The organism is Flavobacterium pectinovorum (assembly GCF_900142715.1).
Lineage (GTDB): Bacteria > Bacteroidota > Bacteroidia > Flavobacteriales > Flavobacteriaceae > Flavobacterium > Flavobacterium pectinovorum.
On record NZ_FRBX01000003.1, the window covers coordinates 472,430 to 498,049 of the forward strand.

Annotated in this window: 25 protein-coding genes; 14 read left to right on the forward strand and 11 right to left on the reverse strand. The window is 33.5% G+C overall.

Features of this window, described 5'->3' with window-relative positions; genetic code table 11:
- Positions 1 to 108: 108 nt before the first annotated feature.
- Positions 109 to 456: a hypothetical protein gene (locus tag BUE22_RS12610; RefSeq protein WP_242607190.1), complete on the reverse strand. Its 348-nt coding sequence runs from the start codon at positions 454 to 456 to the stop codon at positions 109 to 111.
- 287 nt (positions 457 to 743) lie between these two features.
- Positions 744 to 1,148 (reverse strand): GNAT family N-acetyltransferase, encoded by a 405-nt coding sequence (locus BUE22_RS12615; RefSeq protein WP_073395512.1) that lies wholly within the window; start codon positions 1,146 to 1,148, stop codon positions 744 to 746.
- A gap of 176 nt (positions 1,149 to 1,324) precedes the next feature.
- On the opposite strand from BUE22_RS12615, the gene BUE22_RS12620 reads away from it, so the two are divergent.
- On the forward strand, positions 1,325 to 1,888 hold the full coding sequence (locus tag BUE22_RS12620; protein WP_042564624.1) for a porin family protein: 564 nt from the start codon (positions 1,325 to 1,327) through the stop codon (positions 1,886 to 1,888).
- 72 nt (positions 1,889 to 1,960) lie between these two features.
- Here the strand turns inward: BUE22_RS12620 and BUE22_RS12625 are convergent, their stop codons facing one another.
- The 6 genes from BUE22_RS12625 to BUE22_RS12650 form a co-directional block, all read right to left on the reverse strand.
- Entirely contained in the window at positions 1,961 to 2,353 is a 393-nt protein-coding gene (locus BUE22_RS12625; protein WP_073395328.1) for an ACT domain-containing protein, read from the reverse strand.
- Positions 2,354 to 2,373: 20 nt separating this feature from the next.
- Positions 2,374 to 3,651: an alpha/beta hydrolase-fold protein gene (locus BUE22_RS12630; RefSeq protein WP_208611232.1), complete on the reverse strand. Its 1,278-nt coding sequence runs from the start codon at positions 3,649 to 3,651 to the stop codon at positions 2,374 to 2,376.
- Between the two features lie 161 nt (positions 3,652 to 3,812).
- A complete protein-coding gene (locus BUE22_RS12635) occupies positions 3,813 to 4,430 on the reverse strand; it encodes a hypothetical protein (protein ID WP_073395329.1) in 618 nt (205 codons plus the stop codon).
- Positions 4,431 to 4,613: 183 nt separating this feature from the next.
- Entirely contained in the window at positions 4,614 to 6,473 is a 1,860-nt protein-coding gene (locus BUE22_RS12640; protein ID WP_073395330.1) for a M1 family metallopeptidase, read from the reverse strand.
- 308 nt (positions 6,474 to 6,781) lie between these two features.
- Positions 6,782 to 8,362: an NADP-dependent glyceraldehyde-3-phosphate dehydrogenase gene (locus BUE22_RS12645; protein ID WP_042564628.1), complete on the reverse strand. Its 1,581-nt coding sequence runs from the start codon at positions 8,360 to 8,362 to the stop codon at positions 6,782 to 6,784.
- A 79-nt stretch (positions 8,363 to 8,441) separates the two neighbouring features.
- Positions 8,442 to 8,753: a rhodanese-like domain-containing protein gene (locus BUE22_RS12650; RefSeq protein WP_042564629.1), complete on the reverse strand. Its 312-nt coding sequence runs from the start codon at positions 8,751 to 8,753 to the stop codon at positions 8,442 to 8,444.
- A 451-nt stretch (positions 8,754 to 9,204) separates the two neighbouring features.
- On the opposite strand from BUE22_RS12650, the gene BUE22_RS12655 reads away from it, so the two are divergent.
- Both BUE22_RS12655 and BUE22_RS12660 read left to right on the forward strand, forming a co-directional pair.
- Positions 9,205 to 9,831 (forward strand): Crp/Fnr family transcriptional regulator, encoded by a 627-nt coding sequence (locus tag BUE22_RS12655; protein ID WP_073395514.1) that lies wholly within the window; start codon positions 9,205 to 9,207, stop codon positions 9,829 to 9,831.
- Between the two features lie 288 nt (positions 9,832 to 10,119).
- Entirely contained in the window at positions 10,120 to 10,905 is a 786-nt protein-coding gene (locus BUE22_RS12660) for a sulfite exporter TauE/SafE family protein (protein ID WP_073395331.1), read from the forward strand.
- Positions 10,906 to 11,295: 390 nt separating this feature from the next.
- Here BUE22_RS12660 and cydB read toward each other — a convergent pair whose 3' ends face one another.
- The 3 genes from cydB to BUE22_RS12675 all read right to left on the reverse strand — a co-directional run bounded on the left by cydB (position 11,296) and on the right by BUE22_RS12675 (position 14,499).
- A complete protein-coding gene (cydB, locus tag BUE22_RS12665; RefSeq protein ID WP_073395332.1) occupies positions 11,296 to 12,372 on the reverse strand; it encodes a cytochrome d ubiquinol oxidase subunit II in 1,077 nt (358 codons plus the stop codon).
- Between the two features lie 2 nt (positions 12,373 to 12,374).
- Positions 12,375 to 13,721, reverse strand: a complete 1,347-nt coding sequence (locus BUE22_RS12670) for a cytochrome ubiquinol oxidase subunit I (protein ID WP_073395333.1) — start codon at positions 13,719 to 13,721, stop codon at positions 12,375 to 12,377.
- A gap of 187 nt (positions 13,722 to 13,908) precedes the next feature.
- Complete coding sequence (locus BUE22_RS12675; RefSeq protein WP_073395334.1) at positions 13,909 to 14,499, reverse strand: HD domain-containing protein; 591 nt, start codon at positions 14,497 to 14,499, stop codon at positions 13,909 to 13,911.
- Positions 14,500 to 14,752: 253 nt separating this feature from the next.
- Between BUE22_RS12675 and BUE22_RS12680 the strand changes: the two genes are divergently transcribed.
- The 11 genes from BUE22_RS12680 to BUE22_RS12730 all read left to right on the forward strand — a co-directional run bounded on the left by BUE22_RS12680 (position 14,753) and on the right by BUE22_RS12730 (position 25,609).
- A complete protein-coding gene (locus BUE22_RS12680) occupies positions 14,753 to 16,171 on the forward strand; it encodes an MBL fold metallo-hydrolase (RefSeq protein WP_073395335.1) in 1,419 nt (472 codons plus the stop codon).
- Between the two features lie 169 nt (positions 16,172 to 16,340).
- Positions 16,341 to 16,910, forward strand: a complete 570-nt coding sequence (locus BUE22_RS12685; protein ID WP_073395336.1) for a YeeE/YedE family protein — start codon at positions 16,341 to 16,343, stop codon at positions 16,908 to 16,910.
- A 28-nt stretch (positions 16,911 to 16,938) separates the two neighbouring features.
- Positions 16,939 to 17,418 (forward strand): DUF6691 family protein, encoded by a 480-nt coding sequence (locus BUE22_RS12690; protein WP_073395337.1) that lies wholly within the window; start codon positions 16,939 to 16,941, stop codon positions 17,416 to 17,418.
- A gap of 182 nt (positions 17,419 to 17,600) precedes the next feature.
- A complete protein-coding gene (locus BUE22_RS12695) occupies positions 17,601 to 19,211 on the forward strand; it encodes a glycerol-3-phosphate dehydrogenase/oxidase (RefSeq protein WP_073395338.1) in 1,611 nt (536 codons plus the stop codon).
- A gap of 226 nt (positions 19,212 to 19,437) precedes the next feature.
- Positions 19,438 to 19,899: a MarR family winged helix-turn-helix transcriptional regulator gene (locus BUE22_RS12700; protein ID WP_073395339.1), complete on the forward strand. Its 462-nt coding sequence runs from the start codon at positions 19,438 to 19,440 to the stop codon at positions 19,897 to 19,899.
- Positions 19,900 to 19,903: 4 nt separating this feature from the next.
- Entirely contained in the window at positions 19,904 to 20,536 is a 633-nt protein-coding gene (locus BUE22_RS12705; protein WP_073395340.1) for an NAD(P)H-dependent oxidoreductase, read from the forward strand.
- A 31-nt stretch (positions 20,537 to 20,567) separates the two neighbouring features.
- Complete coding sequence (locus BUE22_RS12710; protein ID WP_042564641.1) at positions 20,568 to 21,134, forward strand: YceI family protein; 567 nt, start codon at positions 20,568 to 20,570, stop codon at positions 21,132 to 21,134.
- Positions 21,135 to 21,333: 199 nt separating this feature from the next.
- Positions 21,334 to 22,608, forward strand: coding sequence for a hypothetical protein (locus BUE22_RS12715; protein WP_073395341.1), 1,275 nt, complete (start codon positions 21,334 to 21,336; stop codon positions 22,606 to 22,608).
- 294 nt (positions 22,609 to 22,902) lie between these two features.
- Positions 22,903 to 24,303: an anthranilate synthase component I family protein gene (locus BUE22_RS12720; RefSeq protein ID WP_042564642.1), complete on the forward strand. Its 1,401-nt coding sequence runs from the start codon at positions 22,903 to 22,905 to the stop codon at positions 24,301 to 24,303.
- A 204-nt stretch (positions 24,304 to 24,507) separates the two neighbouring features.
- A complete protein-coding gene (locus tag BUE22_RS12725) occupies positions 24,508 to 24,948 on the forward strand; it encodes a hypothetical protein (RefSeq protein WP_073395342.1) in 441 nt (146 codons plus the stop codon).
- 94 nt (positions 24,949 to 25,042) lie between these two features.
- A complete protein-coding gene (locus BUE22_RS12730; protein ID WP_073395343.1) occupies positions 25,043 to 25,609 on the forward strand; it encodes an anthranilate synthase component II in 567 nt (188 codons plus the stop codon).
- Positions 25,610 to 25,620 lie beyond the last annotated feature (11 nt).

Below are 25,620 nucleotides of genomic sequence, written 5' to 3' on the forward strand. Positions count from 1 at the left end.
TACGTGAATTGAATGTCGTAAGTGTGGTAAATTCTAAGAAGTAAATTCTAAAAATAAAATCCATATTTATGCATGATCACGCTTTGGTAACCGATGTATAAAATAGAATCAAATTCTTAAAACTCTCTGAGTAATGTAGATAGGATTTGACTGGCCACAAGATGAGCCGAAAATATCAAAATGATTGGAAGATTTTGCAGCGCTTTGACGAGATAATGTCAAATACCAGCTATCAAGTAAGCTGTAGTTTGTTGCAAAAAATTTATTGGAAAGACCACCTTTAAAATCGTCACCAAAATATTCTTCATCCAAATCTATATCAGCATCTTCAATTATTGAACTGCCTTGTTCGTTATTGGTGAATTTTACGCGGTGTCTTTTCTCAAGATTGTGGTGAGAATTTAGATGTGTTTCAGCATTAAGGTATTGCCCTCCGCCTAGCAGAAGGAAATTCATAAATGTTAAAAATACTACTAACTTTCTCATTTGAGTGCGAAAGTAATAAAAGATCGGAATAAAAAAAATAAAATAAGAAAGTCTTAACAAGTTATAATTTGCGAAAACGTTTTCTTTTTATTTCACTATTAATTCAACAATAAATCGAGTGATTTTGTGCGGAAATAATAGAGCAAATTAACATAAAAGCAACTTCACTAAAATATTGACAAATAAGCAAGTTCCAAAAAACGAGAATCGTAAATATTTGATTCTCTATATTTTATTTCATAATTATGATACGCTTTCTAAAACAAAATTTCCATTATAGTAAATTCCTGTCCGTTTTTTTCAAAAGTTTTATAAGTATCTGTCATTCCAAATTTCCCGTAAAAATTCTTTTTATTTGTTCTGGCATTACACCAAACTTTTTTTGCTCCTCTTTCTTTTGCCAATTTCAAGATATAATGCAATAATCCTGACGCAATTCCCTGTCCCTGAAATTGTTCTAAAGTTGCTACTTTCCTAAACTGCATTTCATCTCCTGAAAAAAAACAGGAAACTATTGAAACTAATTTGTCATCTGTAAAAACACCAAAATGTTCTCCTAAATCATCTTCCTTTAGTTGAACAAATTCAAAAGGCTGATCGGGCCACATTACGTCATGTCTGATTTGCCAGGTTTGAGAAGCCTGTATTGCTGCAATTTTCATTTTAAATTCTTTTGTTTTCAAAATTAAGCCAATTTGCTTTTATTCTTCCTCAAAGAAAAGACAAAAACATATCTATTTAAATACCAGACAAATAATTAAAAAATAAATAAGATAAATCTCTCTATTCTAATGAATAATAATTATTTTTATAGTAACTAAAAACAACAAATCCAGTTATGAAAAAATTCCTTGCAGCAGTATTATTATGTATAAGTGTAAATGGTTTTGCACAATTGATACAATTTGGACCTCAATTTTCATCCAATATTACTTCGGCGGTAACAGATGATTTTAGTTCTAAAAGTTCAGGTACAGATATAGGTTTTTCGGGATTTGCGAGAGTTAATTTATTACTTTTTTACGGTCAGGCCGAATTTGGTTATGCAAAAAATAAATTTAGTGTTTCTCAAACCGGAATTGGCGAAACGGAATATGAATTATCAGGAACAGACGCTTCTTTAATTGCTGGTTATAAAATACTTCCGTTTGGAAAATTGGGAAATCTTCGTGTTTTTGTTGGCTACAACTGGAAACATTACTCTGATATAAAAGCCAATAATGATCTTAGCTTAATTGCTTTCGAGCAGGACAATAGCAGTATTCTTGGCGGCGTAGGCGTCGATGTATGGAGATTTACTTTAGATGCCCGTTACCTTGCAGGTCTATCAGATCTTGATGCTTCCGATAGAGAACTAAAAACAGGAATTGTGAATGTTTCGCTTGGGTTTAAATTTTTATAAAAATAAATACCACCGATTTCACAGATTTAAAGAATTATAATGGGTGAAATCGGTGGCAAAAAATATTTAGCTTTAATTCGAAAATGCATTCAGAATTTCCATTGCTTTTTCTATATCGTTTTTATTTACAAAAATATGATCGTGATAAAATGCTGCGACAACATTACAGCTAATTCCGTTTTCTGAAAGTGCTTTCGAAAATGCTGCCGTTAATCCAACTGCTTCTAACGAAGAATGAACGGTTAACGTTATCCACGCCATTATAACTGAATATTCCAGCTTTAGAATCTCTGCTATTTCTTTTTTCAGAATTAAGGTAATCGCTTCTTTTTCTCTAAAGAACATTTCAACTTCATTTAGATTTACGTTTTCTAAATTGGCGACTTTACAAAAAACATAATCTCCGGAAATATGTTCCGGTTTCATGCTTTTTAGCAATTGCTTTAAATCTTTTTCTCCTGACATGACTATTTTTTACTAAATAATTATTTTAAGAGTTTCTCTAATTTCGGTCTTGTTTCCGGAAAATCTTTATCTAAAGTCAATGCTTTTTGATAATTGGCAATAGCATTTTTTTTATCTCCGTTTGCTTCATAAAAATCCCCGAGTGAATCATATGTATTTGGGCTTTCAGGGTAATTTAAAACATTAAATTTAAATAAATAACCTGCCAAATCATTATCCTTTTTTGAAAGAGCCTGATAACCATATACATTTACGACCTGTTCTGGGATATTTACTTTATACCCAAGATGTTTGGATACATTTTCATAATGTTTTTCAATTTTAGCAAAAACCGCTTTATTAAAATTCATTTGCTCTCCAATTGAAAGCTTTAATTGATTAAAAGCAAAAAGGAAACGAAGTGCATCATAAGTTGCAATTAAGGGAATCGAACCATGATTATCGTCTTTATAATATTTGTATTGATATTGTAAATTGCTTTTTTTATTCTGACTTAAAAAATCGTTTAAATCTAATGCAGATCGAATATGTTTTGTAATTACCGAAGTATCTTTTCGAACTCTTAGAAGATCCATATTGTCTTCCATTGTATTGGCAACTCCCAAAAACAGAGAAACATTTGCCAAATTTTTAGTTGCTAATGTTTTTGTGGTTTCTTTTAAAAACTTTTGCTTATCCCACCACATACTCGGATCAATGGCAACATAAGAATTGAATAAATTGGTATGATTGGTAAGAACATTCATAACGGTTAATCCGCCAAAAGAATGTCCAATTAGTGTTTTATAGGGCGCTGTTGGATATTTTGAATCGATATAAGGGATTAATTCTTTCTCCAAAAATTCTGTGAATTTTTCTCCTCCGCCAGATTGCTCACTTAAACCTTTATTTACAAAAGGCAAATCGATATCAGAATGTGTTGGGGTTAAATCTCTGGTTCTGTTTGTATTTGGAATGCCTACAACAATCATTTCCGGACAAATTGTGTTTCCGTTTATTTCGCTTAATTCCTCTATCATTCCAACAACAGAGCTAAAATGGGCATCTCCGTCTAATAAATAAACGACCGGATATTTTTGGATAGAAAATCCTTTATATTGAACACTTCTGGGAAGATGAATCCAAATTTTTCTTTGTTCATTTAAAACTTTCGAAGAAATACTATCAATTGTTCCTATAGTAATCTGGTTTTTATTTTGAGCGTTTGAATAATTTCCAAACAATAAAATACAACATAAAAGAATCATATTGAAATTTAAAAAAACTGAAAAATTACCTCGAAAATTAATTTTTTTCATCTTTGTTTTTGCGTTAATAGTTAGACAATAAATATAAAACAAAAACGATAAAAATTGATTGTTAAAGCACCAATTCTAAGAAAAATAAAAGCCGCAAAGAGTTTTATTTCTTTGCGGCTTTTATAAGTATTTTAATTAGAAAAACTCTTTTTTAGCAGTAATTACATTTTCAAATAATAACGTTCTAAATTTTCATTTTCAATTTTTTCAACACCGTTTTCCGTTTGTTTGGCAATGTTTATTACGTGCAATACATGTGATTTATCATCGACAGTACAATTCCAAATTGTACCATCAGACAAAATAACGGCCGAAAATAATGAATCTGATTTGTCTTTGTTGTAATAAACTAAGTTCTCTGTTTTTATTATTTTTTTTACTAAGGTTTTTTTGTCCTGCTCGTAGAACAAAATCTTATTTTCTGATATTTCAACAAATTCATCAACTAACTTGTTTTGAGAATCTTTTGTTGTTTTTACTGCCCAAAGTGGTTTATCGCCAATCAGTTTCCAGGTACCCAAAGCTTTTTGCATCATATCTTTTCTCAGGAGACATTTTAAAGTATCTACTTTTTTAATTGATTCCTGACCCAATTCATTTTCAGGTTTAATTTTTGATGCCACAGAAAATAGATCCAATGCATTTACAAAATCTGATTTTTTGTAACAGGCAACAGCTAATTCGTATTTATTTTTTTGAAATTTAGCCTTTGCATCGATCTGAGCAAAACTTTTAATAGCAAATAATAAAATAATAAGAGTAAAGTATTTTTTTCTCATTTAAAAATGGCTTTATTTTTTTGCAAACATAATTGTTAAATTCGTAACTATTTTACGCTTTTACGTATTTTTTCATAAAGTACAAACCAACAACACGTAAATAATTATATATCAGCTAATTAAAACACAAAATCCTCTTTCTTATTTTAAGAAAGAGGATTTTTTATTACTAAAACAGATAATTTATCTTACTAAAAAGGTATTGTTGTTTGGTGTGGCATCCATAAAAATACCACCATCAAGTGTTATCTGCTTAATTTGTTTTTTATTTTTTAATGTAACTGAAGCTGTTTTTTGATTGTTTTGCCAAATTGCAGGAGTTTGATGCAAAGTTTCTTTTGAATCGTCTGTGTAAATGACATTTACGTCAAATGGAATAGCAAAACCTCCCACGTTTTCTATAGCTACAATATTTTTTTCGACTTTTTTAACTGAAAGGTCTATATAATTATTGGTAAAAAACCAGTTATTAAAAAACCAATTCAAATTTCGTCCTGAAGCGGTGTTCATCGAATTAAAATAATCCCACGGAATTGGATGTTTTCCGTTCCAGTTATCCATGTATGCGTGAAGCGATTTTTTGAACAAATCATCTCCAAGCAAATCTTTTAATGCAATATAAGAAAGAGAAGCTTTTCCGTACGAATTGTTTCCGTAACCCGGACCTGAAAGTTGAGATGACATTGAAATTATAGGCTGATCTTCTTCTGTTGAAACATCATTTATGTAACCTTCTACTCTAAATTCTTTATAAAATTTATCAGCAGCTTCTTTACCATGTTCTGCAATTCCTATTAAATATTCAAAAGTGGTTGCCCAGCCTTCATCCATAAAAGCATAACGCGTTTCATTGATTCCCATGTAAAAAGGAAAATAAGTATGTGCTACTTCATGATCCTGAACTAATTGTGCAAAAACCGGATCGTTCATCTGCGAATCATTACACATCATTGGATATTCCATATCTGCAAAACCCTGAAAAGCGGTCATTTTAGAAAATGGATACGGAATTCCCGGCCAGTTATTTGAAAACCAGTCCAGAGCATATTGATTGTTTTTAATCGAATTTACAAAATCAGTTCCTTTAACATCATACGCCGCCTGAACGCTCGCACGACGATTTGTTTTTTTGTCTACAACAACGCTGCTCGCATCCCATAAATAATGATCGCTCAAACCAAAACAAACATCTGAAATGTGTTTTGCTTCAAATTTCCAAACATTCCATTCGTTTTGTTTGGTTACTGTACCACTTTTCATTTCCTGTTCGTTTGCGATATGCAAAATTTCATCTGTTACATATGATTTTTTCAAACGCGCTGCAAATTCAGGCTGTAAAACTTCATCTGGGTTTAATAAATCTCCGGTTCCGTAAACTACATAGTTTTTAGGTGCTTTTACAGAATAGGTATAATCATTAAAATCATTGTAAAATTCCTGACGATCTGTGTGTGGTAATCTGTCCCATCTGTTGTAATCGTCAAAAACAGTCACACGAGGATAACTGTAAGCGGCAAAAAATGTAGTGTTATCAATTTGTCCTTCTCTTCCACTCTCTTTCGATAAAGGATAATGCCAATCGATATTTATTGTAATTTTAGAATGTGGAGGCAATGGTTTTTTCATTTTTACATTTCCAACCGTTCCCCAGCTTCTGGCATCTTCTTTATATACTTCACCTTCAATTTTTAGAGAGGTGATGGTCAATCCGTCGCTTAAAAAATCATTACTAACATCACCGCTTCTTGGAGAAGAAGGTTTATGAAGGTTGTTTACAAAACGAATTGGTAAGTTTTTTAAAGTATCGCTGCTATTATTTGTATAGACAATAGTTTCAGTACCGCTGATAATTTTTGTGTCAGCATTTACAGTTAATGCGATATCGTATTTTCCGTGGTTTTGCCAGTAATTTTTTCCAGGTTTTCCGTCCATCGAGCGAGTCCCTTTTGCGTAAGCTTCTTTGATATTTCGCGGCATATAAAGTTCCTGCGCAAAATTATTTTGTGCCAAAAACAAAAAGACAATTAGTATAAATTTTTCCATACGTGGTTTTGGGAATTTTGTTTATTTAATAGTTGCTGTTACTATTAGTTGCGTTTTTCTGCTGAATGTTACAATTACTTAAAGATATTTTTAAGTTTAGGGTTAATTTGCCACGAAGGTACAAGGACGCAAAGATTCTTTTTTAAAGACACAAATTAAAAAAACTTTGCGTCTTCGCGACTTTGCGAGATTAAAATTTAGCTCAAAACAAAAAAACTTTGCGTCCTTGTGCCTTCGTGGCAAACAAAAAAACCGCCTAATTCAAAAGAAAAAGACGGCATCTACAATTTAATATATAACCTTGATCACTACAAAATATAATCGGTATTAATGAAGTTTGATTCTTTGCTGTTTAGCAATTCCTGCAAAATTTCATTATTGTAAGCGATATCTTTTGAAGCTACAAACGTACGAATTGAGAATGAACGCAATGCATCCGGGATACTTAAAGTTCCTACGGCAGAATCTTTACGACCTGTAAAAGGGAAAGCATCAGGGCCTCTTTGGCAAGAACTGTTCAGGTTTACTCTGCACACTAAATTCACTAAAGAATCGATAAGTGGAGCCAAAGTTTTAATATCTTTTCCGAACAAACTTACTTGTTGTCCGTAATTTGATTCGGCCATATCATCCAGAGGTTCATCAATATGTTTAAATGAGATAATTGGCACTACAGGTCCAAATTGTTCTTCGTGATAAACTCTCATTTCTTTATTTACCGGAAATAAAACTGCCGGAAAAATATAATTTTCGGTATGTTTTCCACCTTTTTCATTCAGGATTTTTGCTCCTTTAGAAGTTGCATCATCAATTAATCCCTGAATATAGGCTGGCTTATCTGTTTCAGGAAGCGGTGTCAACGAAGCATTTTTATCCCAAGGATTTCCAAATACTAATGCGTCAACTTTTTCAGAAAAACGTCTGTTAAATTCTTCTGCAATAGATTCGTGAACGTATAATACCTTTAGAGCCGTACAACGCTGTCCGTTAAAAGATAAAGAACCTGCAATACATTCCTGAATTGCCAAATCCAAATCGGCATCCGGTAAAACGATCGCCGGGTTTTTGGCTTCTAAACCTAAAATCAAACGTAATCTGTTTTTATTAGGGTGTTGATCCTGCAAAGCAATCGCTGATTTACTGTTCCCGATTAATGCCAAAACATCAATTTTCCCTGATTTCATGATTGGAGAAGCAATTTCACGGCCTCTTCCATAAACAATATTAATTACACCTTTTGGGAAACTGCTTCTAAAAGCATGCAATAATGGCGAAATACATAAAACACCATGTTTTGCCGGTTTAAAAATTACAGTATTTCCCATAATCAAAGCCGGAATCAATAACGAAAAAGTTTCGTTAAGCGGATAATTGTAAGGTCCAAGGCATAAAACAACACCCAAAGGTCCGCGGCGAATCATGGCATTTACACCTTGTACTTTTTCAAAATGAGAACTACGTCCGTTTAGTTCTTTATAACTATCAATCGTATCCTGAATATATTCTACCGTTCTGTCAAATTCTTTTTGCGAATCGCCAAGATTTTTTCCAATTTCCCACATCAAAAGTTTCACCACTTCTTCGCGGGTATCCTTCATTTGTCTTACGAAATTCTCCATGCATTTAATTCGGTCTGCCACTTTCATCGTTGGCCATAAACCCTGACCTTTATGGTATGCACCATTGGCAGCCTCAACAACTTCTGCTGCTTCTTTTTCTCCCATAAACGGGATTGATCCTAATAATGTTGGCGAGTATTTTTCTGTAGAAGAAATCGTCGAAAAAACAGGAGTTGTTTGTCCTGTCCATTGTTTCAATTCTCCATTTACAAGATAAGTGTCTTGATTTATTAGTGTTTTAATCTGATATTCTTCGGGTATAAAACTCATAATCTGGTAATTTTTATAGTTTGGTTATTAATAGCAATTTCAAAAGAAAAAAGAGGCCTTTTATGCCTCTTCTTCACTTTTATGGGTTTATAGTTTCGCCTTCCCAATCCAGGATTCCGCCAAGCAGGTTATAGGCATTTTGTATACCTAACTCATTCATTACCTGACATGCTTTGGCACTTCTTGCTCCAGAACGGCAATACACATAATAATTTTTATTTTTGTCAAGTTCTTCGATTTCATAAATAAATCCCTGACCTTTATTGATATCAATATTTACGGCATTTTCGATATAACCGTCATTAAATTCGTCTTCAGTTCTTACGTCCAGTATAACTGCATTCTCGTCAGCAGCAAGCTGATTAACCCAATCTTCTTGTGATAAATTCATAATATGTGTTTTTTGTAAAATTACGACGTTTCTATTAATTAAAAACGTACCAAATGCGATTTCGATTATTATTCTCAGAAAACGTTTTAGAGAAAGTATAATAATCAGTGAAATACAAATTTACTTACTATTTTTAAAAATATACTCTATAAAATCGATGGAAAATAGGTTTTTTGCATTTACGTAAAATACATCTTAAAAATAGTTTTCTGACAATTAATAACGTTTCAATCTGCTATCTTTGTATAATATTATGTTCTTTAATCTTAATTTGATAAAAAAAGTTTACCACGAATTGCTCTAATTTTTACGAATAAATTAGTGATGAAGTTTTTTTGCCACAGATTAAAAAATTAAAATGATTAAAATTGTTCGCCACGAATTTCACTAATTTTCACTAATTAATTAGTGCTGATTCGTGAAATTCGTGGCAAAAAAGCAAACCAGATACATGCAAAATTCATTACAAAACATATTTCCCAATTTCTCCAGCGAACTTATTTCTACTATTGAAGAAAATGGAAGCGCACAGGATTTTGAAGCAGGAACCATTTTAATGCGTACCGGACAATACATTAAAAACACAGTTTTGATTACCAAAGGAAAAATCAAAATTTATCGTGAAGGCGAAGATGGCGGCGAATTTTTAATGTATTATTTACAACCGGGACAAGCGTGTGCAATTTCTATGATTTGTACTGCCAAAAGCGAGAAAAGCCAGATTATGGCAAAAGTTGTCGAAGATGTTTCGGTTATGATGATTCCGCTGCAAATGATGGACAAATGGATGATGGAACACAGAACATGGTATGAATTTGTAATTGAAACTTATCGAAGCCGTTTTGAAGAAGTCTTAGAAGTTGTCGATAATATTGCTTTCCGTTCTATGGACGAGCGTTTAGAATTTTATCTAAAAAGACATTCTGATGCCTGTGGCTGTTCTGAAGTAAAATTATCGCATCAGGAAATCGCAACCGAATTAAATACTTCACGCGAAGTCGTATCCAGATTACTCAAAAAAATGGAACAACGCGGTTTGGTCAAACTTAACCGCAATCAGATTGAGCTTTTAAAGTAAAAAAAGCCCGCGGATTTTACGGATTAAACCGGTTTTCACTGATTTTCTTTTGTCAGTTCGAGCGTCCCGAAACTTCGGGAGAGAACTCACAATGCATATCTCCCGAAGTTTCGGGACGCTCGAACTGACAAATTAGAACTTTTAAAATTAAAAAAAATAATCTGCGACAATCCGTTTAATCCGCCAAATCCGCGGGCAAAAAAAATCCGCAAGCAAAAAAACTCTTATGTGATAAATGTTACTGTACATTTCTAATTAACGAAGCACCTTTGCATAAAAACAAATGCAATGGAATATTTAGGATATTTTGCTTCAATCATTATCGGGATTTCGCTTGGCTTAATTGGTGGGGGCGGATCTATATTAACGATTCCGATTTTGGTGTATTTATTTAAAGTAAATCCGGAGCAAGCCACTTCTTATTCTTTATTTATTGTTGGATTAACCGCAATGTTTGGGAGTTACAGCCATTACAAAATGGGAAATCTTAAACTAAAATCGGCTTTGTATTTTGCGATTCCTTCTGTGATTTCGATTCTGATTATTCGCGAAGTTATTTTTCCTCAAATTGCTTCGACTTTATTTTCGATTGCTTCTTATTCTGTTTCCAAAGATTTTCTGATTATGATCATCTTTTCGGTATTGATGATTACGGCTGCGATTTCGATGATTCGAAAAAACCAACCCGAAATAAAAGGTGCCGAAACGAATTACTTTCAACTTAGTTTTATAGGTTTTATTGTCGGCATCATAACCGGATTTCTAGGTGCAGGCGGCGGATTTTTGATTATTCCTGCCCTTCTCTTCTTCGCGAAATTACCCATGAAACAAGCCGTTGGAACTTCATTATTAATTATCTCAATCAATTCTTCGATAGGCTTCGCAGGAGATTTATACATCGGAACCCCCATAAATTATCCTTTTTTATTAGGCATTTCGGCAATGGCACTCATGGGAATGATAATTGGAAGCCAGCTTTCTAAAAAAATAGACGGAACAAAACTGAAACCTATTTTTGGCTGGTTTGTTCTCGTTATGGGATTTTATATTATCACAAAAGAGGTTTTATTTTAGTTCACTTGTAGAGTAATCTTTGTCAAAGTTTTAAATTTTGGCAAAGATGAAACTAAAAAAATCCGTTTATTTCAGGAAATAAGCGGATTTGTATTTTTTGGGCGTTTTCGCCGCGGCGAACGGGCTATCCGCTATATTCCCGATTAACAAAAACTACGACTAAAAAGCCTTGTTTTTCTAAATCGGGAGATACCGTTCCTATCCCTAACGCAACTAGAGTAAACAAGAAGTTTATTTCATTAATTAAATTTAAGGAAGCAATCTCACTACAACAATCAACTTTTAAACGGCATAAAAGACAATAGCATTTGAATCTTTGTCAAAGTTTAAAACTTTGACAAAGATTTTACAGCGAAAATTAATTCGTGAATTCGTGGCTAACAAAAAAACCTAATGCTCCCCATACCCAATATCATCCATCTTCCCACTAAAAACGCGATATTGAATAATAAAATAAATAATCACCAAAAACAAAGCGATAAAAAACCAGCTCAGTCCGGCGTTTAAACCGTATTCTCCGGCCGCGGTATTATAAATCGTAAGAGATGGATTTACTTTATTTGTTGAAGGCAAAACATTTGGAAAAATCGAAACAGCTGTTGAAGCAAATCCACCAACTAAAAATAAAGACGAGAATATAAATCCGTGGCCGTCTTTTTTGAACGAACGCACTTTGAATAATCCTAAAATACCAACAAAAGCCATTACAGGAAAAAACCAGAGAATTGGTGTTTCAATAAAATTATGAAACGGTTCAGGCTCAATAAAATGCCAGATTTGCAGGGATATACAAACCAAAACCAATAAACCAATATTCAGTTTGAAAACCATATTTTTAAGTTGCGGATTCAAGTCTGAATTGGTTTTAAAAACAATCCAATTGGCACCGTGAATCATTAAAGCAACAACGCTCACAATTCCCAGAAAAAGTGTAAACCAATCTATAATTCCCAATTCATTTGCCTGCGGACTAAACGTTGGATTCCATAAAGGCAAAAAGAAAAAATGTGGTTCTTGTGTTGAAACACCGTTTTGCACCATTCCGAGATTGACACCACGAACAATATTTCCTAAAGCAATTCCGAAGAACAGTGCTAAAAGCAAACTCGCGATTCCGAAAGCTTTATCCCAAATTGCTTCCCACATTGGGTGATGCACTTGTCCTCGCATTTCTAATCCTATGGCACGAAAAATCAAAAGCCATAAAATCATGATCAAAGGCAAATAAAATCCGCTGAAAGAAGAAGCATATAAAGTTGGGAAAGCAAAAAATAAAACTCCCCCGGCAGCGATCAACCAAACTTCATTGGCATCCCAAAACGGACCAATGGAATTGGTGATTGCTTTTTTATCTTTTTCTGTTTTGGCAAAAAATAAATGTATAATTCCTGCTCCAAAATCATAACCGTCCAGTACAATATAAACGGCCAGAATTCCCATTAAAACTACGTACCAAAAAAATTCCATACTTATATTTTTTCTGTTGAAAGTTCCACATGATGCGGACCTTTATTGATAATTTTTCCAATTAAAAGCAAAAACAGCATACCGAGTAAAAGATACAATCCTATAAAACCTAATAAAGTAAACAAGGTATTTCCTGATGAAACGGTTGGCGATGCACCTTCTGCAGTTCGCAGCAAATTATAAACAAGCCAGGGCTGCCTTCCTAATTCTGCTGTGTACCAACCTGTTGTATTGGCGATATACGGAAATGGCATCATAAACATGAGCGACCATAAAATCCATTTGGTTTGGTATAATTTCCCTCTAATTAACTGAAAAAGTGACAAAACCATTAATCCAATAAAAATAGTTCCGAGCCCCACCATAATATGATACGCATAATACAATCCCGAAATATTTGTTGGATGTAAATCTTCTTCAAACTGATCTAAACCTTTGATTTCCTGATCCCAATTTCCGTAAGTCAGGAAACTCAAAATATTTGGAACAGCGATTTTATTGTCTAGTTTTTTGTCTTTTACATCGGGCTGACCAATTAAAACAATTTCTGAACCTTTTTTCTCGGTATGAAAAATTCCTTCCATTGCGGCAAAAGTTACGGGTTGGTATTTTACAACGTTTTTAGCCAGTAAATCTCCCGTTGGAACAGCAACAATAACACTCGAAATCAACCCGAAAATTACTCCTGTTTTAAGAAATAATCTTCCAAAAGAAACGTTCTTCTGACTCAAAATATAAAAAGCACCTATTCCGGCTACGACAAATGAACTCGTTACCAAAGAAGCCGCCTGATTGTGTAAATATGAAGGCCACAACCACGGATTGAGAAACAAGGCTTTGAAATTCGTAAGGACAAATTTCCCGTTTTCAAGGATTTCATAACCAACCGGATTCTGCATCCACGAATGTGTGGCAATAATCAGATAACCGCTCGCCCAGGAACCAATCATAATTAATACTCCGGTGACAAAATGCCATTTATGTCCGAGAAGTTTTTCTCCAAATAAAAATATTCCAAGAAATGAGGATTCCAAAAAGAAGGAAAACATGCCTTCCATCGCCAAAGTCTGACCAATAATTCCGCCTGTTAATTCAGAGAATTTTGCCCAATTGGTTCCAAACTGAAACTCCATCGGAATTCCGGTTACAACGCCCATTGCAAAATTCAGGGCGAAAATTTTCATCCAGAAATGCGTGGCATGATTGTATTGTTCGTTTTTGGTTTTGAGGTATTTCCATTTAAAATAAACAATTATGAGCGAAAGACCCATTGTAAGTTGCGGAAAAAGATAGTGAAAGGTAATGGTGAAGGCAAATTGCATTCGGTCATAAAAAAGCATTTCTTCCATGAGTGGTATTTGTTTATGAAGTCCCACAAATTTACCCATTAAAACCCGAAATTCCTGCCTTAAAAAAAACTTTATAACCTGATATTTGTTAAACTTTTCAACAAAACATAGCCCGCGGTTTCAACCGCGGGAACTCATGCAAAATCATCATACGTTTTCCACGGTTGAAACCGTGGGCTATGTTTAATCATTTTTTCAAAATTCCTTTTGCGACGCTTTCATTTATTAAACTTTCAGCGTAATTCCATACAATTTCGGAACCTTCTTTTATAACGCTTTTTTTTTCGTAAACCTTATCATATTTCACATCAAACTCTTTCCAGGTTCCTCCGTTGTTTGAGGTGTTTTGCAATAAAGGTTCTAATCTGTCCATTGCTTTTGCAAATTTGGCCTCATTGGTTTCACCAGCTTCAAATTCTTCCCAAATTGCAATTAATTCCTCGGCTTGGTTTTTTGGCAATAAACCAAAAATGCGATTTGCCGCCAATCGTTCCTCATCTGTATTACAATGATTTTTTTCAGAATCGTATATAAAAACATCACCGGAATCAATTTCGACAATATCATGAATCAAAACCATTTTTACTACTTTCAAAACATCAATTGGTTCATTTGAATGTTCAGCCAGAACAATCGTCATTAATGCCAAATGCCAACTGTGTTCTGCATCATTTTCATTTCGGTCGCTATTGAACAATTTCGTTTTTCGCTGAATATATTTTACTTTATCAATTTCTTTTATAAAAGCAATTTGATTCAATAAATCTTCTGTGTTCATAATGATTTTGTTAAGCTGTAAAATTACGTAGATTTTTTTTCTACCATATAAGTAATATAAGTTCAATTTAGTTTTACGTAACAGATCAGCCTAAGTTTTACAGATTTAAAATCTATCTTAATTTTACTTATATAACTTATATGGTGAAACCGGAAATGTTTTTACACAAAAATCAAATTTGTGTAACATTAGTCACGCATTTTAAATAAAAACTAAGTTACCTTTGTATTCCCTTATTTTTACAACACATATTATGAAAATAGAACAAATCTACACCGGATGTTTAGCACAAGGTGCATATTATATTACCTCAAACGGAGAAGCAGCTATTATCGACCCACTTAGAGAAATCCAGCCTTATTTGGATCGTTTAGAGCGCGATCAGGTAAAATTGAAATATATTTTTGAAACGCATTTTCACGCTGATTTCGTTTCAGGCCATATCGATTTAAGTAAAGAAACTCAGGCACCAATTGTTTATGGGCCAAATGCGGCTTGCGAATTTGACTGCATTTCTGCAAAAGACGGGCAGGAATTTAAAGTTGGAAATATTACCATAAAAGCCTTGCACACTCCAGGCCATACGATGGAAAGCACCACATATTTATTGATTGATGCAAACGGAAAAGATCACGCTATTTTCTCTGGAGACACTTTATTTATTGGTGATGTTGGCCGTCCGGATTTGGCTCAAAAAGCTGCTGGAATGACACAAGATCAATTAGCCGGGATTTTATTTCATTCTTTAAGAAATAAAATCATGACTTTGGCCGATGATGTAATTGTTTATCCGGCGCATGGTGCAGGAAGCGCTTGCGGAAAAAATATGAGTAAAGAAACCGTTTCGACAATTGGGAATCAAAAAGCAACGAATTATGCTTTGCGTGCCAATATGACCGAAGCTGAATTTATTGAAGAAGTTACGGATGGATTATTGCCTCCGCCTGCCTATTTCAGTATGAATGTGGCGATGAACAAAGGCGGTTACGAAAGCTTCGAATCGGTTTTGCACAACGGGATGAAAGCTATTAAAGCAGCAGAATTTGAAGCTGTTGCCGAAGAAACCGGAGCATTGATTTTAGATACCCGCAAAAGTGCTGATTTCTACAAAGGATTTATTCCGCAATCTATTAATATTGGAATCAATGGTGATTTTGCACCGTGGGTTGGAACTTTAGTTGCTGATGTAAAACAACCTATTATATTAGTTACCGAAAATGGTCTTGAAGAAGAAACGGTAACACGTTTAAGTCGTGTAGGTTTTGATACAATTATTGGACATCTTGAAGGTGGTTTTGAGGCTTGGCAAAAAGCAGGTTTTGAAGTGGATACGGTGAACCGAATTTCGGCTGAGCAATTTGCTGATAAATTCAATATTAAAGAAGATAAAATTATTGATGTTCGTAAAGAAACTGAATACGAAGCAGAACACATAGAAGATGCTTACAGTAAACCACTTGCTTACATAAATGACTGGGTAAAAGACATTAACCCAAATGAGCATTTTTATTTGCATTGCGCAGGAGGATATCGCAGTATGATTGCGGCTTCGATTTTGCAAGCTCGAGGTTTTAGAAATTTCACCGAAATTGACGGAGGTTTTGGAGCAATTGCAAAAACGAATATTCCAAAATCTGATTTTGTTTGTCAAAGTAAGATTTTGAAAGCATAAACATATTTTTTCACCATATAAGTTATATAAGTTCATTTAATTACGGTGCGTTTAAACTTTAAGCTGGTAACTTATATGAGCTCATATAAGTTCAGCGCGATTAAAACTCCAGCTTATAATTGCTTATATCACTTATATGGTAAAAAAAAATCTAATTTTTAAATAAACTATGAACCTACTAGAAATTTTAAGAGAACCTTGGCCTTGGTATGTTGCCGGCCCGTTGATTGGGTTGACTGTCCCAATTTTGTTGATTATCGGAAATAAATCTTTCGGAATTAGTTCTTCGCTACGCCATATTTGTGCAGCTTGCATTCCGGCGAATATTTCCTTTTTTAAATACGACTGGAAAAAAGAAAGCTGGAATTTATTTTTCGTTTTCGGAATTTTTCTTGGTGGAATTATAGCAGCTTATTTTCTATCAAATCCAAATCAGGTTGAAATTACACCACAGCTTTCCCAACAATTAGCGTCTTACGGAATCACTGACCGTTCTGGTTTATTACCAAAGGAACTTTTTTCCTGGGAAAGTTTATTCACACTTCGTGGCTTTATCATGATTGTCGTTGGTGGATTTTTAGTTGGTTTCGGGACGCGTTATGCGGGCGGCTGTACGAGCGGCCATGCGATTATGGGAATTTCAAACTTGCAATGGCCTTCATTAGTAGCAACAATCTGTTTTATGATTGGTGGTTTTATCATGGCAAATTTAATTTTGCCTTATATTCTTGCACTTTAGGATATTCTTTCACTTTAAAATTTCAAAAATGAATAATTTAGAAAATAAAAATACAGATACAGAAGGAATCAACGGAAGTCAATTGAAAGATTCGGGATTCGGAAACCTTAAATATCTTTTGGTTGGAATCTTTTTCGGAATTGTATTCGTAAAAGCCGAAATCATTAGTTGGTTTCGTATTCAGGAAATGTTTCAATTACAATCTTTCTTTATGTATGGCGTAATTGGAAGTGCAGTTGTGGTTGGAATAATCTCTGTTCAAATCATAAAAAGATTTAATATTAAAACCATCCAGGGAGAAAAAATAGAAATTCAGCCTAAAACTTTCAGTAAAGGACAAATTTATGGCGGATTGATGTTTGGTTTTGGATGGGCAATAACCGGAGCCTGTCCTGGCCCTTTATTTGCTCAAATTGGTACCGGAGTAACTGTAATTATAGTTACTTTACTAAGCGCCATTTTAGGAACTTGGTTTTATGGTTTGATAAAAGATAAATTGCCTCATTAATTTTTTTTCCGAATTAAAATATCAAACCCGACAGATTTAAAACCTGTCGGGTTTGCCTTTTAATAACTTTTCCTGAGTTGCTCTTTTAAATCTATTAACAGACAAATTTTAAAAATAGGTTTGGTTTCATTTTCTTTAGTTATGTTTGTTAAAAATAATACCCGCCAAAACAATCCATAAATATGAAACGTTCAGAACAGTTATCAATATTAAAAAACACTGAAAAGTGGGACGTTATTATAATAGGTGGCGGGGCAAGCGGTTTGGGAACAGCTCTTGATGCAGCTAGCAGAGGATACAAAACTATTTTGCTTGAAGCTGTAGATTTTGCAAAAGGAACTTCCAGCAGAAGTACCAAACTTGTTCATGGCGGTGTGCGCTATCTGGAACAGGGAGATATTCATTTGGTAAGAGAAGCACTAAAAGAAAGAGGTTTATTAGCAAAAAATGCAAGTCATTTAGTCAAAAACCAATCTTTTGTAATTCCAAATTATAATTGGTGGGGCGGCTGGTTTTATACTTTCGGATTGAAAATCTATGATTTATTATCAGGACGTTTAAGTTTTGGCAGTTCAAAATATATCTCAAAGAAAAAAACAATCGAAATGCTGCCCGCCGTTGAAAGAAAAGGCTTGATAAGCGGTGTTATTTATCACGACGGGCAATTTGATGATTCGCGTTTAGCCATTAATCTAGCACAAACTGCTATTGAAAAAGGAGCGTGTCTTTTAAATTATTCCAAAGTCATAAACTTATTAAAAGACGATAAAAACCAAATTATTGGCGTTTTGGCAATCGATCATGAAACAGGCGACAGATACGAAATAAAAGGAGCTGCCATCATTAATGCAACAGGCGTTTTTACAAATGCTATAATGAAACTGAATGACAAGGTTTATAAAAAATATATTGTTCCAAGTCAGGGAATTCATCTTGTATTTGACAAATCTTTTCTACCGGGTGAACACGCTTTGATGATTCCTAAAACAAGCGATGGAAGAGTTTTATTTGCTGTACCCTGGCATAATTATATTGTTGTGGGAACAACCGATACATTAATAAAAAAACACAGCTTAGAACCTATCGCACTGGAAAGTGAAATTGAATTTGTATTGCAGACTGCTCAACGTTTTTTATCAAAAAAACCAACCAGAGCAGATGTTTTATCTGTTTTTGCCGGTTTACGCCCTTTGGCAGCTCCGGAGGAAGAAGGAAAAAGTACCAAAGAAGTTTCCAGAAGCCATAAAATTATTGTTTCAGAAACAGGCTTGATTACAATTACCGGAGGAAAATGGACCACTTACAGAAAAATTTCTGAGGACATTATAAACAAAGCAATCAAGACAGGCAAACTTCCTAAAAAGGATTGTAATACGGAGTTTCTTCCTATTTATGGAAATAAGGACACTTCTGCTTTAGATAGAGAAAATCATTTATATATCTACGGTTCGGATATCCCAAAAATAATTGAATTACAAGAAAACGAACCCGAATTAAAAGAGAAATTACATCCCGATCACGAATTTACAATGGCAGAAGTTGTTTGGGCTATTCGACATGAAATGGCCAGAACTGTTGATGATATTTTAGCAAGACGTGTTCGCTTATTATTCTTAGATGCCAGAGCTGCAATTGAATCGTCTGAAAAAGTAGCGAGAATACTTGCCAAAGAAATAGGACATAATGAAGCCTGGATCAATAAAGAAATTTTAAACTTTAAAGAAATTTCTAAAGGTTTTTTACTGCCTGAATTTCAACAAGTCTTTCTTAATAAGGACAAAAAGCCTGCTTAGTACGCTCCTATCCTAAATCAATTTCAGAATAAAATTATAGGAAAACATTTTATTATCAGCAAATCGAACATCTAATCAAAATTTTGCATTACTTTTATACTAATTCTATAGACTTTATAAAGTTATAATAGCTGTTAATTTGAATTAACAAAAAATTAACACAACACTTGTATATACAACTATTAAAAGTTATACATTTGTATATACAAATTATACACTTACGACTATGACAATTGAAGAGGTTATTAAAAGTACAGTTAAGATGGATAATGCGAAAAAAGTTATTCTGAATATCATGTACACGCAAAACGTGATTCAGGATCATTTCAGCGAGTTGATGAAACCGTATGATTTATCCGGAGAACAATATAATGTGCTACGTATATTAAGAGGACAAAAAGGTAATCCTGCTAATATGTGTGTAATCCAGGAACGAATGCTTGCTAAAACTAGCAACACGACGAGACTGGTAGACAAACTGTTACTGAAAGATTATGTTACAAGAAATGTTTGTCCTGGCAATAGAAGAAAGATTGAAGTATCAATCACTCAAAAAGGATTAGATGTTTTAAAAGAATTAGATCCGAAAGTAGATGAACACGAGCGTTCATTTGCCAGAAATATAAGCCCGGAAGAATTAGAATTATTAAATCAATTATTAGAAAAATACCGAACCCAAGAAAATTAATATTATGAGTACATTATTAGACAATTTAAACTGGAGATACGCAACTAAAAAATACGACGCGGCAAAAAAAATCTCTGCTACAGATTTAAATACTATAAAAGAGGCAATTAGATTAAGTGCTTCTTCATACGGATTACAACCATACAAAGTTGTTATTGTTGAAAATCCAGAAATAAGAGAACAATTAAAAGAAGTTGCTTACGGTCAAACTCAAATTACAGATTCTTCTCACCTATTTGTATTTGCAACTGACGTAAATGTTGGCGATAGTGCCGTAAACGATTACATCAACAATATTAGCGAAACAAGAGGTGTTCCTGCTGATGCTTTGGCTGGTTTTGGCGACATGATGAAAGGTATGATTGCTGGTTTACCTAGTGATGCAAAAAATACCTGGACTGCAAAACAAACTTATATCGCTTTAGGAAATTTATTAAGTGCTGCTGCTGAATTAAAAATTGACGCAACACCAATGGAAGGTTTTAATGCTGCAGAATTTAATAAAATTCTAGGTTTTGACAAACTAGGTTTAAACGCTTCAGTAATTGCTACTGTAGGTTACAGACATGGTGAAGACGATACGCAACATTACAAAAAAGTTAGAAAATCTCACGAAGAATTATTTATCACTATATAATTATTATTAATCCAAAATCAATTTTAACAAAATGAAAAATTTAAAAACAATTGCAATAGCATTATTCGTAGCAGCGGCTAGTATTTCAGTAAATGCTCAAACTAAAAAAATCGACGTTAAAGCATCTACTATAAAATGGGTAGGTAAAAAAGTAACTGGAGAGCACTCTGGAACTGTAAACTTTAAAGACGGAGCTCTGGTTTTCAAAGGAAAAAAATTAACTGGTGGTAGTTTTACTGTGGATATGACTTCTTTAACTGCAACTGATTTAACTGGAGAATACCAAGGAAAATTGAATGGTCACTTAAAAGCTGACGATTTCTTTGGAACTGACAAATTTCCAACTGCAAAATTAGTTTTCAAAACTATCGGAGCTAAAGCAACTGACGTTTATACTGTAACTGCTGATTTAACTATCAAAGGAATCACTAAACCTGTAACTTTTGACATCACTGTAGCTGGAAACACTGCTACAACTGCATTTAAAGTTGACAGAACTAAATATGATATCAAATACAACTCTGGTAACTTCTTCGAAAACTTAGGAGACAAAACTATCAATGACGATTTCGAATTAACTGTAGCTTTAAAATTCTAATATTTTAGACTTACTGATTCAAAATTTAGAAAACCCCAAAAGTTTAGGCTTTTGGGGTTTCTTTTTTATACTTTTCATAATAATAACGTTCTTAACACTTAAATAACCCTTTCATAACAACGCACAATGTTTTGATTAACATACGGCCTTTAATTTTGGAGTATTAAAAAATCAAAAACTAGAAATCCACATTATAGTTATGAAAACAAAAATCAGCATTGCAATTCTAAGTATTCTAAGCAGTTTTTTTCTACAGGCACAGCAACAAAGAGGAATTGTTGGCACCACAAACTGGATGAACAACTGGACTAATTTTAAACCGGCCAACACAGAATATAATGAAGCTAGCAATATTATTGCTGGAACGATTGACAAAGACACCAAATTATACAAACGAAACACTTATCAATTGGTGGGTACTGTTTATGTAACCAACAATGCTGTTTTAACTATCGAACCGGGAACTGTAATTCGCGGAGATGACAAAAGCTGCGGAACATTAGTAATAACAAATGGCTGTAAAATAATGGCTGAAGGTTTAGAAACCGATCCAATTATTTTTACATCAAACAAGGATGTTTTGGATAGAAAACCGGGTGACTGGGGTGGAATTATTATTATGGGAAAAGCCCCAATAAATAGTCTTGGAGGATTACACACTTTACCTTTTGATCTTGATCCTTTATTAAATCATTATGGCGGTCAGGATGCCGAAGATAATTCCGGAATTTTAAAATATGTGAGAATCGAATATTCAGGAAGAAAATTAAGTGCTTTAAAAGAACTTAATGGACTTTCATTAGCCGCTGTTGGAAAAAAGACGGTTTTAAATAACATACAAATTAGTTTTTCAAACGACGATTCATTTGAATGCTATGGAGGAAATTTAGACATGAGCAACTTGGTTTCTTACAGAACTACTGATGATGATTTTGATTTTACACAAGGAGCACAAATTAATATTAGCAACAGTATTGCTATTCGCCATCCTTTTTCATCAGATATTTCAGGTTCAAGATGTTTTGAAATTGATTCTTATGATAAAATCGAAAATACAGACATCAATAAATTGACTAAAATAAACGCCTCAAATATTACACTTATTAATCTGGAAGAAAATAATCAGGGACTGGTTAGAGAATCTATTCATATAAAAGAAAATACATTTTTTAATCTAACAAATAGTATCGTATCCGGTTTTACACCTTTTGTTATATTAGAAGGAAATATAGGAAATGGAGATGCCAATTTATCTAAAATCAACTTCAAAAATGTAATTGTAAACAATTGCCAGGGCGAAATTACAAGTGAATCAAGCAGTAATGATGCGGGAATTAAAAGTTATTACAGCAAACCGCAATTTGCTTTGGATTTCACTAAAATTAGAAACATTGACTTATTTACAACGCCTAATATCAAAGGAAGTCCAGATTTTAGAGTAAACCAAAATAACACTATTGCAATTGGAAATTAAGGATTTATAACCTGCTGTTTTAATGAAATTTAACAAATTTCAAGATTTAGAAAAGTTTTTTTTGAATTTTTATGTATTCTAATCCAAATTACATTTATATATTTGTGACATCAAAATAAGATATGAAAACAACAATGAACAATATTTGGTGGTGGAAGAATTTACGTCAAACGTCGTGAACAAAGCTTCCTATGGTATTGTAAAACTATAAATTTAAAAGGCTTGTCATCACGACAAGCCTTTTTTTTTGGTCGAAACTCAAGTGAAATAAATTAAAATTAAAAACAACATACTTTGAAACCTTTTATACTCAACACACACTACAAACAAATTCTGGCAGACACGATTACGCCGGTAAGTATTTATTTTAAAATAAGAGATAAATTTCCTAATAGTTTATTATTGGAAAGTAGTGATTATCATGGAAATGACAACAGTTTCTCATACATCTGCTGCAACCCGATTGCGACGATTAAAATTGAAAACGAAACAATTTCTAAAACGTTTCCTGACGGAACTACAGAAAAAATTTCAATTGATGCAACGACTAATATTCCGGAAGTAATACAGGAATTTTCAAGTCAGTTTCAATCAGAAAAAAATGATTTTAAATTTATCAATAACGGTTTGTTTGGATACATTTCTTATGATGCTGTTCGTTATTTCGAGAAAGTTTCGATTGCTAAAAAAGACAATGCAACCTCAATTCCGGATGTATTTTACGCCGTTTATCAAAACATAATTGCCATTAATCACTTTAAAAATGAAGCTTACATTTTTTGTCATAGCGTTGATGGAAGAAACAACATTTCGGAAATTGAGCAATTACTTCAATCCAGAAATATAGCTTCATATAAATTCACTAAAGAAGGTGAAGGTTTTTCTAACTTAACAGATGAGGAATTTAAACATAATGTGGCTTTAGCGAAGAAACATTGTTTCCGTGGTGATGTTTTTCAATTGGTTTTGTCCCGTCGTTTTACACAAGGTTTTAAAGGTGATGAATTCAATGTTTACAGAGCTTTGCGCAGTATAAATCCGTCTCCTTATTTGTTCTTTTTTGATTATGGAGATTTTAAAATATTTGGGTCTTCGCCCGAAGCACAAATTATCGTAAAAAACAGAAAAGCCGAAATTCACCCAATCGCAGGAACTTTTAAAAGAACCGGAAATGACGAACGTGACGCACTTTTGGCCAAAGAACTATCAGAAGATAAAAAAGAAAACAGCGAACATGTAATGTTGGTCGATTTAGCCAGAAATGATTTAAGCAGAAATGGACACGATGTAAATGTTGAGAAATATAGAGAAGTTCAGTTTTTCTCGCACGTAATTCACCTGGTTTCAAAAGTTACAGGACATTTACATGAAAAAGCAACCACAATGCAGGTTGTTGCAGATACTTTCCCGGCAGGAACTTTAAGCGGAGCGCCAAAACACAGAGCAATGCAATTGATTGAAGATTACGAAAAAACAAATCGTAATTTCTACGGAGGTGCAATTGGTTTCATGGATTTTAACGGAAACTTTAATCACGCGATTATGATTCGAACTTTCCTTAGTAAAAATCATCAATTGCATTGTCAGGCCGGAGCGGGAATTGTAGCAAGTTCTGACGAAGAAAGCGAAATGCAGGAAGTTTATAATAAATTAAGAGCGTTGAATACAGCGCTTGAAATGGCGGAGAAAATTTAGTTTTTCAGTCTAAGTTTTCAGTCGCAGTGACTGGGACACAGAATGATTAATAATATGTCTCCCGAGGTTAAAACCTCGGGCAATATTTTAAAAGCAAAATAAAAAGAATGTTATATAAACATAGCCAACGGTTTCAACCGTTGGAGACAAGATTGATAAAAAACCGAAACAATTAATAAACAAACTATAAAACCATAAATAATCATGAAAAAAGCGATTTTAATTTTAGTTTTAATCATTAGCGTAACAGCTTGTAATTCGGAAAAAAAAGAGAATCCAATTAAAGGAACCTGGCGACTTATCTCAGCTGAAACAACAGAAAAAGATTCAACGTTCTCAACTTTCAATCCAAAAACAAAAATGATTAAAATTATAAATGACACACATTTTGCTTTTTTCAATCATGATTTAAATAATGGAAAAGACACCACAGCGGCAGTCTTCTTTGGCGGAGGTGGAAAATACACTTTAAAAGATAGTGTATACACTGAAAATCTGGAATATTTCAATAACCGCCAATGGGAAAATGGGAAATTTGAGTTCGTAGTAAAAATCAAAAATGATACACTAACTCAAAAAGGAGTCGAAAAAATAGAAAAATTAGGAATCGACCGCATTATTACAGAAAAGTACGTTCGAGAGTAAAAATAGTTTCAGGTTTTCTTTGTTTCAAGTTTCAAGTTGTTGGAATCTGAAACTTGAAACAAAAAAAACCTGAAACCTGAAACAAAATTAAGACATGAAAAAAATATTAGTTATAGACAATTACGATAGTTTCACTTATAATTTAGTGCATTATCTGGAAGATTTAAACTGCGAAGTTACCGTTTACAGAAACGATGAATTTGAGATTGACGAAATCGCGACTTTCGATAAAATTCTACTTTCACCAGGACCCGGAATTCCGGATGAAGCGGGATTATTAAAAGCCGTAATCGAAAAATATGCTCCAACAAAAAGTATTCTTGGAGTTTGTTTGGGACAACAAGCGATTGGTGAAGTTTTTGGCGGAACGCTTTCAAACCTTGATAAAGTGTATCATGGCGTTGCAACGAATGTCAAAACAGTAGTTTCAGATGAAATTTTGTTTGAAGGTTTAGGCAACGAATTCGAAGTTGGAAGATACCATTCATGGGTTGTAGACGCAAATTTACCAGACGTTCTTGAAGCGACTTCAATTGATGAAAACGGTCAAATTATGTCATTAAGACACAAAACGTTTGACGTAAGAGGTGTTCAGTTTCATCCGGAAAGTGTTTTGACTCCGAAGGGAAAATTAATATTAGAAAATTGGATAAAAAGCTAATATACAGTCAC

Excerpts from the sequence above, each read along its gene's own strand:
- BUE22_RS12610 (WP_242607190.1), bottom strand. The coding sequence starts at position 456 with ATGAATTTCCTTCTGCTAGGCGGAGGGCAATACCTTAATGCTGAAACA.
- BUE22_RS12615 (WP_073395512.1), bottom strand. The coding sequence starts at position 1,148 with ATGAAAATTGCAGCAATACAGGCTTCTCAAACCTGGCAAATCAGACAT.
- BUE22_RS12620 (WP_042564624.1), top strand. The coding sequence starts at position 1,325 with ATGAAAAAATTCCTTGCAGCAGTATTATTATGTATAAGTGTAAATGGT.
- BUE22_RS12625 (WP_073395328.1), bottom strand. The coding sequence starts at position 2,353 with ATGTCAGGAGAAAAAGATTTAAAGCAATTGCTAAAAAGCATGAAACCG.
- BUE22_RS12630 (WP_208611232.1), bottom strand. The coding sequence starts at position 3,651 with ATGAAAAAAATTAATTTTCGAGGTAATTTTTCAGTTTTTTTAAATTTC.
- BUE22_RS12635 (WP_073395329.1), bottom strand. The coding sequence starts at position 4,430 with ATGAGAAAAAAATACTTTACTCTTATTATTTTATTATTTGCTATTAAA.
- BUE22_RS12640 (WP_073395330.1), bottom strand. The coding sequence starts at position 6,473 with ATGGAAAAATTTATACTAATTGTCTTTTTGTTTTTGGCACAAAATAAT.
- BUE22_RS12645 (WP_042564628.1), bottom strand. The coding sequence starts at position 8,362 with ATGAGTTTTATACCCGAAGAATATCAGATTAAAACACTAATAAATCAA.
- BUE22_RS12650 (WP_042564629.1), bottom strand. The coding sequence starts at position 8,753 with ATGAATTTATCACAAGAAGATTGGGTTAATCAGCTTGCTGCTGACGAG.
- BUE22_RS12655 (WP_073395514.1), top strand. The coding sequence starts at position 9,205 with ATGCAAAATTCATTACAAAACATATTTCCCAATTTCTCCAGCGAACTT.
- BUE22_RS12660 (WP_073395331.1), top strand. The coding sequence starts at position 10,120 with ATGGAATATTTAGGATATTTTGCTTCAATCATTATCGGGATTTCGCTT.
- cydB (WP_073395332.1), bottom strand. The coding sequence starts at position 12,372 with ATGGAATTTTTTTGGTACGTAGTTTTAATGGGAATTCTGGCCGTTTAT.
- BUE22_RS12670 (WP_073395333.1), bottom strand. The coding sequence starts at position 13,721 with ATGGAAGAAATGCTTTTTTATGACCGAATGCAATTTGCCTTCACCATT.
- BUE22_RS12675 (WP_073395334.1), bottom strand. The coding sequence starts at position 14,499 with ATGAACACAGAAGATTTATTGAATCAAATTGCTTTTATAAAAGAAATT.
- BUE22_RS12680 (WP_073395335.1), top strand. The coding sequence starts at position 14,753 with ATGAAAATAGAACAAATCTACACCGGATGTTTAGCACAAGGTGCATAT.
- BUE22_RS12685 (WP_073395336.1), top strand. The coding sequence starts at position 16,341 with ATGAACCTACTAGAAATTTTAAGAGAACCTTGGCCTTGGTATGTTGCC.
- BUE22_RS12690 (WP_073395337.1), top strand. The coding sequence starts at position 16,939 with ATGAATAATTTAGAAAATAAAAATACAGATACAGAAGGAATCAACGGA.
- BUE22_RS12695 (WP_073395338.1), top strand. The coding sequence starts at position 17,601 with ATGAAACGTTCAGAACAGTTATCAATATTAAAAAACACTGAAAAGTGG.
- BUE22_RS12700 (WP_073395339.1), top strand. The coding sequence starts at position 19,438 with ATGACAATTGAAGAGGTTATTAAAAGTACAGTTAAGATGGATAATGCG.
- BUE22_RS12705 (WP_073395340.1), top strand. The coding sequence starts at position 19,904 with ATGAGTACATTATTAGACAATTTAAACTGGAGATACGCAACTAAAAAA.
- BUE22_RS12710 (WP_042564641.1), top strand. The coding sequence starts at position 20,568 with ATGAAAAATTTAAAAACAATTGCAATAGCATTATTCGTAGCAGCGGCT.
- BUE22_RS12715 (WP_073395341.1), top strand. The coding sequence starts at position 21,334 with ATGAAAACAAAAATCAGCATTGCAATTCTAAGTATTCTAAGCAGTTTT.
- BUE22_RS12725 (WP_073395342.1), top strand. The coding sequence starts at position 24,508 with ATGAAAAAAGCGATTTTAATTTTAGTTTTAATCATTAGCGTAACAGCT.
- BUE22_RS12730 (WP_073395343.1), top strand. The coding sequence starts at position 25,043 with ATGAAAAAAATATTAGTTATAGACAATTACGATAGTTTCACTTATAAT.